Source organism: Qipengyuania gaetbuli (assembly GCF_020171365.1).
GTDB lineage: Bacteria > Pseudomonadota > Alphaproteobacteria > Sphingomonadales > Sphingomonadaceae > Qipengyuania > Qipengyuania gaetbuli_B.
This window is the reverse complement of sequence record NZ_JAIUZO010000002.1, coordinates 2,045,428-2,058,391: the sequence shown is the minus strand read 5'-3', so window position 1 is coordinate 2,058,391 and position 12,964 is coordinate 2,045,428. Positions and strand designations below refer to the sequence as shown.

Here is a 12,964-nt window from a genome sequence, read left to right as displayed (position 1 = left end):
ATGATGGAAAGCGATCAGAATTTGAAGCGTACGACGCCACCGTAAGTGCGCGGCTGGCTCGGATAGCCCGAAACCGTACCCGACTGCGCTACGCCGTCGAACACCGTGATGATGTACTGATCGTTCAGCAAATTACGCGCCCAAGCCCCAACTTCGATGCCGTTGTCGAGCGCCAGTGTGATCGAGCCGTTCACGAGGTTCACCTCGCGGCGGAAGATCTGCGTGTTACCGAGCGAAGCATTGTAGGTCGGCAGGCCGTTGTTGATGTCCGTGTTCGATTCATGGCTGTAATCGATACGCGAAATCAGGCGAGTGCCGCTGCTCCACTCGTGCGTGTAGGTCGCCGAGGTTGCAAGGCTCCAAGCTGGGATGCCGCCCGGACGCTCACCGGTAAGATCGCCCACAGGGCTTTCGGTGAAGCTGTCGAAGATCGGATCAAGGTGCGTGACCGCGAAGGTGAAGACCAGGCCATCGGTAGGCCGGAGCGTCGTGTCGAATTCAAAGCCCGTCACCGACTGCTGACCGGCATTGTTCAGCTGGAAGCCCGTACCGGTGAACAGGAAGGACTGGAAACCCTTGATCGTCTGGTCGAACACAGCGAGGTTGAACCCAAAACCGTCCCACTGACCCTTGACGCCAAGTTCCATAACCTCAGCCTCTTCGGGACCCGCGAAGCGCGAACCGGTGCCAAGGTTGGTGACGGCAAGGCCACCGTTCGTGATGGGCGAAGCCGGCGCGAGGATACGCGAGCGCGCCGGACCCGGGATGTAGTCACCGAAAGCTGGACGCGAATCACGCGATAGGTTGACCGAGCTTGCCTTAAAGCCGGTCGCATAGCTGGCGTAGACGTTGACCTCGTTCGAAACCTGATACGCTGCACGCAGCAGGTAGGTGAACTTGTCATCGGCCGTCTTGCCGTCTTCAACCGCGTTCGGGATGGTCAGGAACGGTGGCTGGAACTGGAACGGTGCCAGGCCCACAAGCGGAAGAAGCGGGTTGCAGTTCGGCGGCGGAGCGCTGGCTGAACATTGCGTAAAGGCCAAGGTACTCAGGGCCGTGCGGTTGGCGACAGGCAAGGCATTGAACTGCGCTGCGTTTGTCACCGTTCCGCTGGTCGCCAAGGTGATGAAGGCATCGATCGCATTGAAATTTGCCAGCTCATCAAACGCCTGACCCGCGAGCGCAAAGTCCTTCTTGTCGTCGGTGTAGTTGAAACCGCCGGTGAAAACGAGGCCATCAACGGGCTCGAAATCGACCGTTCCGAAAATCGAGTAGGACTGGTTGTCCATCGAGTAGGTTTCAGAAGTCAGCGGACCAGCCGAGAAGATGCTGTTCTGCGGGAAACCCACCCCGCTTTCAATCGCGTTGAAAGTGAAGGTAGGATCCATTGTCGCCGCCCGCGCCAGCAGGGTGAAGAAGCTGCGGGCCTGCGTTCCGGTCGTCAGGAAGCTGTCCTGCGTGATGCTTTCGTCGAAATAATAGCCGCCCAGCAAGAAGTTGATCGGGCCATCGAAGTCGGAAGCAACCCGCAGTTCCTGCGTGAATGTGTCGACGCCCTGATCACGTGTTTCGTAAAGGATATCCGCGCTGGTGAAATCGACGTCCTGATCCAGGAAGTTGGCGAGCTTGCGATACGATGTGATCGAGGTCACCGAGATCGGGCCGGTCTCCCAGTCGATCTGACCCGACACGCCGTAGTTATCCACCTTGTTCACCGGCTGCTGGTTGAGGTAGGTCGTATAACCGAAGAAGTCGGTAGTGAGGTTACCGCCTACGCCAACAACTGCAGCCGCAGTCGGTCCGGCAACGAGCGTGGAGACCTGGCAGCAAACTTCGTCGATTTTCGAATAATCGCCGATCAGTCGGACACTGAGATCAGGGGTCGGTTCGAACAGCAACTGCCCACGAGCGGCCCAGCGATTGCGGTTCGAAATTTCCTCGCCCAGGTTGACGATGGTCGCATAGCCATCGCGAGTGTTGTAGCTACCGTCTACCGAGAACGCGATCGTATCGCTGATCGGTCCGGTGATATCACCCTTGAGCACCAGAGCATTGTAATTGCCGTAGCTGGCTTCGAGCGACCCTCCGAATTCGAATTGCGGCGGGCGGGTCACGACCGAGATCACGCCTGCAGAAGCATTCTTGCCGAACAGCGTTGATTGCGGGCCGTTGAGAACTTCGATCCGCTGTACGTTCGGAAGGTCAGACAGGGCCGCGGCCGAACGCGAACGGAACACGCCGTCGATGAATACACCGACAGAAGGCTCAATGCCGAAGTTGTTGTCGCCATTGCCGAAGCCACGAATGATGAAAGTCGATGCCGAGGCGTTCTGCAACTGGCTGACGCGGAGTGAGGGGGTGACGGTCTGCAGGTCGAGTACGTCTCGGATCTGCGCGGCTTCAAGTGTTTCACCGGTGGTTACCGAGACCGAAATCGGGGTTTCCTGCAGCGTCTGTTCGCGCTTGGTTGCCGTAACCACGATGATGTTCTCATCAGGTTCTTCAGCAGCATCGACATCATCCTGCGCCAGGGCAACGCCGGGCAATGCCAGAGCAGCGGTGCCAATCAAAAGGGCAGAACGGACGGCCGCGGTACGACCAAGTGCTGTAAATTTCATATAAACGCGTCCTCTCCAACGATAGCGTTTCGGGTCTGTCTTCTGATCCCAAAATCACGCAGACGTATGCGCGAATAGAAGCACAAGACGCCGCGCTCAAGCCTTATGCGTTGCGCTTCAGCAACATAATTTTAAGTGTGTTCCCGATGTGACACAGGCTCGTGCTTGCCGCATTGCACCATTTGGGCTAGGGGCGCGCACGAATTGAGCGGGCCAGAATCGTCCGCCGCTACGGCATCCTTACGAAAGCATCAGATTATGTCCCGCGACCTTCGCAACGTGGCGATCATCGCCCACGTCGACCACGGCAAGACCACCCTCGTCGACCAGCTCTTCCGCCAGTCCGGCACCTTCCGTGAAAACCAGCGTGTCGAAGAGCGCGCGATGGATTCGAACGAGCTGGAAAAGGAGCGCGGCATCACCATCCTTGCCAAGTGCACCAGCGTCGAATGGAACGGCACGCGCATCAACATCGTCGACACGCCAGGCCACGCCGACTTCGGCGCGGAAGTCGAACGGATCCTGAGCATGGTCGATGGCGTGATCCTGCTGGTCGATTCCGCTGAAGGTCCGATGCCGCAGACCAAATTCGTGACCGGCAAGGCACTTGGCCTGGGCTTGCGCCCCATCGTGGTCGTCAACAAGATCGACCGCAGCGACGCGCGCCCGCAAGAAGTGCTCGACGAAGTGTTCGACCTCTTCGCCAGCCTCGATGCGAATGACGACCAGCTCGATTTCCCGAGCCTGTGGGCTTCGGGCCGCGATGGCTATGCCAGCGACGACGAAACTGCGCGTTCGGGCGATCTCAACCCGCTCTTCCAGCTGATCGTGGACCACGTCCCTGCCCCGGGCCTCGACACCGAAGCACCGTTCAGCTTCCTTGCCACCCTGCTCGACCGTGACAATTTCATGGGCCGCGTGCTGACCGGCCGCGTCCAGTCGGGGACGATCAAGCTCAACGATCCGATCCACGCACTCGATGCGCAGGGTAACGTCCTCGAAGTCGGTCGTGCGACCAAGCTGCTGTCGTTCGACGGGCTCGACCGCGTGCCGGTCGAAAGCGCCGAGGCAGGCGATATCATCGCGCTTGCGGGCCTTGAAAAGGCGACCGTGGCCAACACCATTGCCGATCCCAGCATCAAGACGCCGATCGAAGCGCAGCCGATCGATCCGCCGACGCTGGCCATGCGATTTGCCGTCAACGACAGTCCGCTTGCCGGGCGCGAAGGCACCAAGGTAACGAGCCGCATGATCCGTGACCGCCTGATGCGTGAAGCGGAAACGAATGTCGCCATCCGCGTCACCGAAAGCGAGGACAAGGATGCCTTCGAAGTCGCCGGGCGCGGCGAACTCCAGCTGGGCGTGTTGATCGAGACCATGCGGCGCGAAGGATTCGAACTCGGCATCAGCCGTCCGCGTGTGCTGTTTCGCGAGGAAAACGGACAGCGCATGGAGCCGTTCGAGACCGTCGTCATCGACGTCGATGATGAACACTCGGGCACGGTCGTGGAGAAGATGCAGCGCCGCAAGGCCGATCTTACCGAGATGCGTCCGAGCGGATCGGGCAAGACCCGCATCACCTTCTCGGCGCCCTCGCGCGGCCTTATCGGCTATCACGGCGAATTCCTGTCCGATACGCGCGGCACGGGCATCATGAACCGCCTGTTCGAAAAGTACGACACCTACCGCGGGCCGATCGAAGGTCGCCAGAACGGCGTCCTCATCTCGATGGTCCCGGGTGAAGCCGTCCCCTACGCGCTCAATGCGCTGGAAGAACGCGGCGAGCTGTTCATCCGCGGCGGCGCGAAGATCTACGAAGGCATGATCATCGGCGAAAACGCCAAGCCGGACGATCTCGAAGTGAACCCGATGAAGTCGAAGCAGCTGACGAACTTCCGTTCGACCGGCAAGGACGATGCCATCCGCCTCACCCCGCCGCGCGTGATGACGCTCGAACAGGCGATCGCCTATATCGACGACGACGAAATGGTCGAAGTGACGCCGGAAAGCATCCGCCTGCGCAAGGCCATCCTCGACCCGCACGAGCGCAAGCGCGCAAAGCGCGCCGCGCAGGGCTAAGTCTGGCGAAGGTCAGCCGAAGAAATTCGGCTGGCCGTTCGACGCCGTGATCCCGCCGTCGACCGGCAGATTCACGCCGTTGACGAACACGGCATCCTCGCTCGCGAGAAACAGCACGGGCCCAGCGATCTCGTCGGGCTCGGCAGCGCGGCCGAGCGGCATGCGGTTGCGCAGCATCTTCATCGCACCCTCGTTCTCGGTCACGCCCGTGGTCATGTCCGACCGCGTCATGGACGGGCACACGGCGTTGGCGCGCACGCCCTGGCTGCCGAATTCCAGCGCCATGGCGCGGGTGAGGTTGCACACTCCGCCCTTGGAAGCGTTGTAGACGCCCAGCCCCCAGTCGCCGCCGAGGCCCGACACGCTCGAGATATTGATCACATTGCCCTTGGCCGCCAGCAGATGCGGAAAAGCCTCGCGCGTCAGATAGAGGATGCCCTTCAGGTTGATGTCGATGATCATGTCGATGAACTCGTCCGATGCATCGCTCAGGCGCCCGGCACGTCCGACGCCCGCATTGTTCACCAGCACGTCGATGCCGCCAAAGGCCGCGACGGTCTTCTCGACCATCTCCCTGGCGAAGGCGGAGGAAGACACGTCACCCGCAGCTACGAGCACACGTTCACCGCCCAGCGATGCGGCGACCTTGTCGCAATCCTCGGCCTTGCGCGAATTGAGCACGACATTGGCGCCCTCTGCATGGAAGCGCCGTGCGATAGCTTCGCCTATCCCCATCGACGACCCGGTGACGATGACAGTCTTGCCGGTAAAGCGTGCGGGCTGGGTCATGGATGGGGCTCCTCTCTGCCTGATTGCCTAGGGTGCTAGAGGCGAAGCGGCATCACGCCAAGCCTCAAGCGGTGCTCAAGGCTGCCGGCACGGTTCGCTGGCCAGCACCGGTTGCATTTGTTACCTGCCTCGCCATGCAGACCGGAACACTGATTTCTCTCGCCCTTTATTTCATCCTCATGCTTGCCATCGGCCTGTGGGCCTGGCGGCGTTCGACCGACACCAGCGAAGGATATCTCCTCGCCGGACGCAACCTTTCGCCATCCGTGGCGGCGCTGTCCGCCGGTGCCTCCGACATGAGCGGCTGGCTGCTGCTCGGCCTGCCGGGTGCGCTTTATGCTGCTGGCCTGGTCGAAGCGTGGATCGGGATCGGCCTGTTCGTGGGCGCCTATTTCAACTGGCTGATCGTAGCCCCGCGCCTGCGCAAGCAGACGCAGGACCTGGGCAATGCCCTCACTATCCCCGAATTCCTCGCCAATCGCTTCCCCGACAAGGCAGTCGCGCTGCGCGTGATTTCCGCGCTGATCGTGGTGGTCTTCTTCTCCGTCTACACGGCCGCCGGCCTCGTCGGCGGCGGCAAGCTGTTCGAGACGAGCTTTGCTGGCCTGTTGCCCGATGTGGGGATGAGCGATTACATGCTCGGCATCTGGATCACCTGCCTGGTCGTGCTGGCCTATACCATGATCGGCGGTTTCCTTGCCGTCAGCCTGACCGATTTCGTACAGGGTCTCATCATGGTGACCGCGCTCGTCATCATGCCGCTCGTGATCATGTTCGGCCCCGGCGGCAGCGCGGGCGGGTCGCTGACGCAGGTGCCGGTCGACGGCTTCCTCAGCCTGACGCAGGGCCTGACCGCCCTTGGCTTCATCAGCGCCGTGACCTGGGGCCTCGGCTATTTCGGCCAGCCGCACATCATCGTGCGCTTCATGGCCGTCCGCTCGGTGGAAGAGGTCAAGACCGCGCGCAATATCGGCATGACCTGGATGGGTGTCGCGCTGATCGGGGCGATCGGCATCGGCATCGCGGGCCGCGCCTATGTCGAGCGCAACGGGCTCGTGATCGACGATCCGGAGACGATCTTCATCGTCCTTGCGAACCTGCTGTTCCACCCGCTGGTCACCGGCTTCCTGCTGGCAGCGCTGCTGGCCGCGATCATGTCGACGATCAGTTCGCAATTGCTGGTCGCTTCCTCGTCACTGACCGAGGATTTCTACAAGCTGTTCTTCCGCAAGGAAGCTGGCGAGCGCGAGAGTGTCAACGTGGGCCGCATCTGCGTGGCGCTGGTGGCGCTGGCGGCAATCTGGATCGCGCGCGATCCCGAAAGCCAGGTGCTGGGCCTCGTGTCGAATGCCTGGGCTGGCTTCGGCGCGGCCTTCGGTCCGCTCATCATCCTATCGCTGACCTGGGACCGCATGACGGGCGCAGGCGCCGTGGCGGGTCTCGTCACCGGCGCGGCGGTGGTCGCGGCGTGGATTGCGCTGGGCTGGAATGCGCAGCTTCCCGGTTTCGACGGCGGCCTGTATGAAATCGTCCCCGGCTTCATCGCCGCATGGCTCGCCATCTGGCTGGTCAGCAAGGCGACGGCGCCGGACGGCAAGCAGGCAGCAGCCTGACGAAGGAGGCGGATATGGCGAAGATTACCGGCCTTGGCGGCGTGTTCTACGTGGTCGATGACCCCGAGGCGACACGCGCCTGGTACCGCGACACGCTGGGTATCGATGGCGACTATGGCCCCATGCTCCGCTGGAGCGAGGAAACCGGTGAGAAGCCCTATTCGCTCATCAGCCACTTCAAGGACGACAGTTACCTTAAGCCGGGTACGGCCAGCTTCATGATCAACCTTCGCGTGGACGATCTCGACGGCTTCGTGGCCCAGCTTCGCGCCAAGGGTGTCGACGTGCTCGACGAGGTGGACGAAGGCTACGGCAAGTTCGCCTGGCTGCTCGACCCGAACGGGGTGAAGATCGAACTCTGGCAACAGCTCGCCGCACCCGAATAATCAGTCGCTTGCCCGCGATTCGGGCACGATGTATCCTCTGGTGCGATGAGGATCGGGTCTCTTGCCGCAATCGCCGTGTCGCTGCTTGCCGCGTCATGCGGCATGGTGCCCGATCGCCGCAGCGAGGCGCCGGTCAAGGCTGGTCCTGTTTTGACCGCCCCGATCCTGCAGTCCGCGGAAGGGCGCCAATGTCTCGCCGATCTGGGCAAATCGGGTGCGCGTTTCTCGCCCTTGCCCGACAAGTTGCGGGCGGGCGGCTGTTCCACTTCGAACACAGTCAGTCTGGACCAATTGGCAGGCGACGGGGGAAGCTTCGGCGTGACCAATTTGCCCTCCATCGCCTGTCCGGTTGCGAACGATTTTGCTGCATGGGCGCGTTTCGGCGTCGACCGCGCAGCGCGCCAGATCCTCGGCAGTGGGCTTGCCCGGATCGAGACCTTCGGCAGCTATGCCTGCCGCAATGTTGCGGGAACGAACCGCCTGTCCGCTCACTCGCGCGCGCACGCCGTCGACGTGTCCGGCTTCGTCCTTGCCGACGGGCGGCGGATCACGGTGAAGGAAGGGTGGAGCGCATCGCGCGAGGAGCGTGAATTCCTGCGCACCGTCCATGCCAGCGCCTGCAAGCGCTTCGGGACCGTGCTCGGCCCGGATTACAACGCGGCGCACCGCGATCACCTGCACCTCGAATTCGGTAGCGGCAGTTTCTGCCGCTGAGCAGCCCAGGGTGCGACCCGCGGGCTCGTGGGCGAACGCTAGGCGGAGCTCGCTTGCGCGCCATCGAGATGCGCCTCGATCCGCAGCCTGACCGCCTCGGCCGCGTGATGCGCGCCAAGCTTGCTCATCATGTTGGCACGGTGGATTTCGACAGTGCGCGGACTGATTTCCAGCTCGCGAGCGATCATCTTGTTGCTCCGCCCTTCCGCGAGCCAGTCGAGCACCTCCCGCTCGCGCGGTGACAGGGTGGCCAGGCGATTGCGGGCGTCGATCATCTTGCGGCGCGCAATGCCATAGGCTTCCGCTTCCTCTGCAATGCGCACCACCGTTTCGGCGAGGCGTTCGACCTGCAGCGGGAGGCGCAGGTAATCGAGTGCGCCCGCCTTGATCGCTGCCACCACCCGGCCGGGGCGCGGATCCGACGACGTGGCGACCACAGGCAGCCACAGCCCTGCATACGCCAGCCGCCGCAGCACCTGGGCGACCGAACCGCGCCCCTCTTCGTCGCAGGCGATGACCACGCCCCTGTCCGGCGCGGCGGCGATGAGTTCATCGACATCCGCATAGACTTCGCAATGGTGTCCGATGTCGAAGCCGAGATGCGCCTGCTCTGCCCGCGCCCTGCTGGAGCCGTCGACGATGTGAAGGGTATGCCGCTGTTCCATAAGGAGAACTTTGCCACCCTAGGGAAGAATGCGCATTCCGTAAGACTACGGATGCGGACCAAATGCTGGCTTAAAGCCGGGAACTCCGGCTGAAATCCTCACCGAAAAATGCGTCCGCTTCGGATGAAGTTACCGGCGACTACTCTTCGAAGTAGAAACTGTAATCGGGAAGCGAGTGGAACGCGTTCTTCAGCGCGTCGCCCCAGCTCGACGAAATTGCCTGGAAATAGGGGTCGTCATGGGTCACGCGGTGCTGGTGGCTGGCCTCGTAGCTGTCGCGTTCGATGACCTGCAGGTCGAGCGGCAGGCCGACCGATAGATTGGCCTTCAGCGTGGAATCGAAACTGACCATGAGCAGCTTCACCCCGTCTTCAAGGCTCATCTGGCGGTCGTAGCCGCGAATGATGATGGGACGACCATACTTGGTCTCGCCGATCTGGAAGAAGGGCGTGTCGAGGCTGGCCTCGATGAAATTGCCTTCGGGATAGACCATGAACAGGCGCGGCTCCATGCCCTTGATCTGGCCTGCCACGATGATGGAGGCCGTGAAGCGGCCATGTCCGCGGTCGCCGTTCACGCCCTGCCGTTCGGAAATGATGTCGCGCAGCAGTCGCCCGATTTCGGTCGCCACCTGGAACATGGTCGGCGACTTGAGGATCGCGTTGTCGCGCTCGTCCGGTTCCTTCGCGCGTTCTTCGAGCTGGCTGATGACTGCCTGCGTCGTGGCGAGATTGCCGGCCGTCATCAGCGTGATGATCCGTTCGCCCGGGACCTGCCAGGTGAACATCTTGCGGAAGACCGAAATGTTGTCGACGCCTGAATTGGTGCGGGTGTCGCTCATCAGGACGAGGCCCTTTTCGAGCACCATTCCCACGCAATAGGTCATTCCCGGTCCACTCTCGCGATTACTGCTGCACTTGCTGCTGTTCGACCGCCACGTCGACTTCGAGCACCTGCGTCGTATTGCCGAAGCTGATGCCCGTCACCGGCGCGGCATCGCGATAATCCCGCCCCGTGGCAACCCTGACATAGCGCGTATCGGGGGAGATCCCGTTCGACACGTCGAAGCCCACCCAGCCCAGCCCTTCGACATAGGCTTCTGCCCAGGCGTGGGTCGCGTCCTGTTCGACGCGATCATTCATCATCAGGTAGCCGGAGACATAGCGCGCCGGGATGTCCATGGCCCGCGCACTGCCTATGAAGATGTGCGCATGGTCCTGGCAGACCCCTGCGCGCGCGGCGAAGCTTTCCTCTGCCGAAGTGCCGGGATGAGTGGCTCCGATCGTATATTCCACCCGGCCCAGGATCGCGCGCGAAAGCTCGTGCAGCATTTCCAGCCGGTCTGCGCCGGACTTGCGCATTTCGCCGATGAACTTGCGCATGCCCGGCCCCGGGCGGGTAAGCTTGCTTTGCGTGAGGAAACTCCACAGGGGCAGATGCCCCGCGTGCTGTCCGATAACACCGGCATGGTCGTGCGTGTCCACCCGGCCCCGGCAGGTAATCGTGACCTCGCGCGTGCCCTGTTCGACCGACACCAGCGTGGTCGTGTTATGGTGCTGATCCTCGAACTGCAGTTCCTCGCGGGCGTTCTCGTATTCCATCGACCAGTCGAGGATTTCCTGCCCCTGCGTCTGCTTGGGCACCAGCCGCAGCCGCTGCAATGCGTGCACTACGGGCTGGTCGAAACGGTAGCGGGTCGTATGGCGGATCGAGAGGCGCATCAGGCAAGGAACCTGTAGTCGTTGGCAATGGCATCGGCGATAGAAGCATTGTTCGCGGTGAATTCGACGAGGAATTCGTGCAGGCCCTGATCGAAGATGTCATCGATGGTCAGTTCGGTCAGCCGCGTGTCGGCATCGCGCATCAGCATGTTGCTGTGCCCTTCGCTGCCATGCAGGCGCGCAAGGGCAGCGAGGTCGTCTCGCAGCGCACAATAACAGAAGGCGAGGCTGCGCGGGAAACTCTCGTCGAGGATCAGGAATTCGCAGATCCCGCGTGCATCGATCTGGCCTGCATTGAGCCAGCGATAGGCGCGGTCGCCGGAAACAGACCGGAGCACCTGGTCCCATTGCCCCGTATCGAGGCTGGACCCGACGTAGGAGAGCGAGGGCAGCAGCAGGTAGTACTTGATGTCGAGAATCCGCGCGATGCTGTCGGCCCGCTCGATAAATGTGCCGGCGCGGGCGAAGTGATAGCCTTCGTCGCGCAGCATGGACCCGGCCAGCGCGCCATGCGCCAGCGTGCCTGCTCGGCGGATGGTCGCCACCGTATCGAGCACGCGGTTCTCGCCCACGGGCTTAGATAGCTGGTCCTCGATCACCAGCCAGTTCTCGTTGATCGCTTCCCACAACTCGCCGCTGATGGCGTTGCGTGCCAGCCGTGCGTTCTGTCGCACGAGGCTGAACATCGACAGCACCGATGACGGGTTGCCCTTGTCGCGCAGCATGTAATTCCAGGTCTGGTTGCCGGTGTAGGTGCCGTGCTTCGCCTCGTATCCCGCGCGTTGCCCCGCGGTGGCAATGACGGAGCGCCATTCCTCTTCGGCCGTGACGAGGTCGCGGGTCAGCGCCATGCGCAGTCCTGCATCGAGCAGGCGCGCGGTGTTCTCCGCCCGCTCGAGATAGCGGAACATCCAGAACAGTCCGTTGGCGGTTCTTCCCAGCATCAATCCTTGAGCACCCAGGTATCTTTCGTGCCGCCACCCTGGCTCGAATTCACGACCAGCGAACCTTCCTTCAGCGCCACGCGGGTCAGGCCGCCGGGCGTGATGTCGATCTTGTCGGGCGAGACCAGCACAAAGGGGCGCAGGTCCACATGGCGCGGCGCGAGGCCCTTCTTGGTGAAGATCGGGCAGGTCGAGAGCGAAAGCGTCGGCTGGGCGATGTAGTTCGAGGGGTTGTCGACCAGCTTGGCGCGGAATTCCTCGATTTCCTTTTTGGTCGAGGCAGGGCCGACCAGCATGCCGTAACCGCCCGACCCGTGCACTTCCTTCACGACCAGCTCGCCGAGGTTGTCGAGGACATATTTGAGGCTGTCCTCGTCGGCGCAACGCCATGTTTCCACGTTCGGAAGCAGGGGCTTCTCGCCGGTGTAGAATTCGACGATTTCCGGCATGAAGGAATAGATCGCCTTGTCGTCGCAGACACCCGTGCCTGGCGCGTTGGCAATGGTTACCCCGCCCGCGCGGTACACATCCATGATCCCTGGCACGCCGAGCATGCTGTCGGGATTGAAGGTGAGCGGATCGAGAAATTCATCGTCCACGCGGCGATAGATGACGTCGACCGCCTTGTAGCCGCTGGTTGTGCGCATCGCGACGCGGCCATCGACGACGCGCAGGTCGCTGCCCTCCACCAGCTCCGCGCCCATCTGGTCGGCGAGGAAGGCGTGTTCGAAATAGGCGGAATTGTAGATGCCCGGCGTCAGCACCGCGACCACCGGCTTGTCGCCCGCGCAATCGGGCGCGCAGGCGGCAAGGCTCTTGGCAAGGCGGCGCGGATAATCCGAAACGCTCTCGACTGGGCAGCGCAGGAAGAGTTCGGGAAACATCGCCATCATGGTTTCGCGATTTTCCAGCATGTAGCTGACGCCAGAAGGCGTGCGAGCATTGTCTTCCAGCACGAAGAACTCGTCCGGCCCCGTACGCACGAGGTCGATGCCGACGATATGGGTGTAAACCCCGCCCGGCGGCGTGAAGCCGACCATATTGGGCAGCCATGCCTCGTTGTCGCGCAGCAGGCGCTGCGGCAGGCGTCCGGCGCGCACGATTTCCTGCCGGTGGTAGAGGTCGTGCATGAAGGCATTGAGCGCGGACACGCGCTGTTCGATGCCGCGCGTGAGGCGACGCCATTCGCCCGCCGTGATGATGCGCGGGACCATGTCGAAGGGGATGAGGCGCTCTTCCGCCTCGTCCTCGCCGTAGACGTTGAAGGTAATGCCGGTCTTGCGGAAGTTGGTTTCGGCCTCCGCGTGCTTGCGCTTCAGCAGCTTGCTGTCCTGGTCGTTGAACCAGCCGCAATAGTCGGCGTAGGCATCGCGAACCGATCCGTCGGGTTCGCGCATCTCGTTGAAGAATTCGGCCTCGCCGCTCATGAACCCCC

Annotated in this window: 11 protein-coding genes; 4 read left to right on the top strand and 7 right to left on the bottom strand. The window is 62.4% G+C overall.

Going from position 1 to position 12,964, the window contains the following annotated elements; genetic code table 11:
- Positions 1 to 14: 14 nt before the first annotated feature.
- Positions 15 to 2,618 (bottom strand): TonB-dependent receptor, encoded by a 2,604-nt coding sequence (locus tag LCL94_RS10655; protein WP_224832180.1) that lies wholly within the window; start codon positions 2,616 to 2,618, stop codon positions 15 to 17.
- 258 nt (positions 2,619 to 2,876) lie between these two features.
- Here LCL94_RS10655 and typA point away from each other — a divergent pair, with 258 nt between their 5' ends.
- Entirely contained in the window at positions 2,877 to 4,697 is a 1,821-nt protein-coding gene (typA, locus tag LCL94_RS10650; RefSeq protein ID WP_224832179.1) for a translational GTPase TypA, read from the top strand.
- A 12-nt stretch (positions 4,698 to 4,709) separates the two neighbouring features.
- Here typA and LCL94_RS10645 read toward each other — a convergent pair whose 3' ends face one another.
- Positions 4,710 to 5,486 (bottom strand): SDR family NAD(P)-dependent oxidoreductase, encoded by a 777-nt coding sequence (locus LCL94_RS10645; RefSeq protein WP_224832178.1) that lies wholly within the window; start codon positions 5,484 to 5,486, stop codon positions 4,710 to 4,712.
- A gap of 134 nt (positions 5,487 to 5,620) precedes the next feature.
- On the opposite strand from LCL94_RS10645, the gene putP reads away from it, so the two are divergent.
- Genes putP through LCL94_RS10630 form a run of 3 tightly spaced genes read left to right on the top strand, consistent with a single transcriptional unit; the run spans position 5,621 to position 8,199 of the window.
- Positions 5,621 to 7,099 carry a sodium/proline symporter PutP gene (gene putP, locus LCL94_RS10640; protein ID WP_224832177.1) on the top strand — a complete coding sequence of 493 codons (1,479 nt, stop codon included), beginning with the start codon at positions 5,621 to 5,623 and terminating at the stop codon, positions 7,097 to 7,099.
- Between the two features lie 14 nt (positions 7,100 to 7,113).
- A complete protein-coding gene (locus tag LCL94_RS10635; RefSeq protein ID WP_224832176.1) occupies positions 7,114 to 7,485 on the top strand; it encodes a VOC family protein in 372 nt (123 codons plus the stop codon).
- 45 nt (positions 7,486 to 7,530) lie between these two features.
- Entirely contained in the window at positions 7,531 to 8,199 is a 669-nt protein-coding gene (locus LCL94_RS10630; RefSeq protein ID WP_224832175.1) for an extensin family protein, read from the top strand.
- A 38-nt stretch (positions 8,200 to 8,237) separates the two neighbouring features.
- Here LCL94_RS10630 and LCL94_RS10625 read toward each other — a convergent pair whose 3' ends face one another.
- The 5 genes from LCL94_RS10625 to LCL94_RS10605 all read right to left on the bottom strand — a co-directional run bounded on the left by LCL94_RS10625 (position 8,238) and on the right by LCL94_RS10605 (position 12,956).
- Positions 8,238 to 8,864 (bottom strand): response regulator transcription factor, encoded by a 627-nt coding sequence (locus LCL94_RS10625; protein ID WP_224832174.1) that lies wholly within the window; start codon positions 8,862 to 8,864, stop codon positions 8,238 to 8,240.
- Between the two features lie 139 nt (positions 8,865 to 9,003).
- Positions 9,004 to 9,750, bottom strand: a complete 747-nt coding sequence (locus LCL94_RS10620; protein ID WP_224832173.1) for a proteasome-type protease — start codon at positions 9,748 to 9,750, stop codon at positions 9,004 to 9,006.
- 19 nt (positions 9,751 to 9,769) lie between these two features.
- Positions 9,770 to 10,585 carry a transglutaminase family protein gene (locus tag LCL94_RS10615; RefSeq protein WP_224832172.1) on the bottom strand — a complete coding sequence of 272 codons (816 nt, stop codon included), beginning with the start codon at positions 10,583 to 10,585 and terminating at the stop codon, positions 9,770 to 9,772.
- Positions 10,585 to 11,529 (bottom strand): alpha-E domain-containing protein, encoded by a 945-nt coding sequence (locus LCL94_RS10610; protein WP_224832171.1) that lies wholly within the window; start codon positions 11,527 to 11,529, stop codon positions 10,585 to 10,587. Before LCL94_RS10610 ends, LCL94_RS10615 begins: the two co-directional genes overlap by 1 nt.
- Positions 11,529 to 12,956: a circularly permuted type 2 ATP-grasp protein gene (locus tag LCL94_RS10605; RefSeq protein WP_224832170.1), complete on the bottom strand. Its 1,428-nt coding sequence runs from the start codon at positions 12,954 to 12,956 to the stop codon at positions 11,529 to 11,531. Before LCL94_RS10605 ends, LCL94_RS10610 begins: the two co-directional genes overlap by 1 nt.
- Between the last annotated feature and the right edge of the window lie 8 nt (positions 12,957 to 12,964).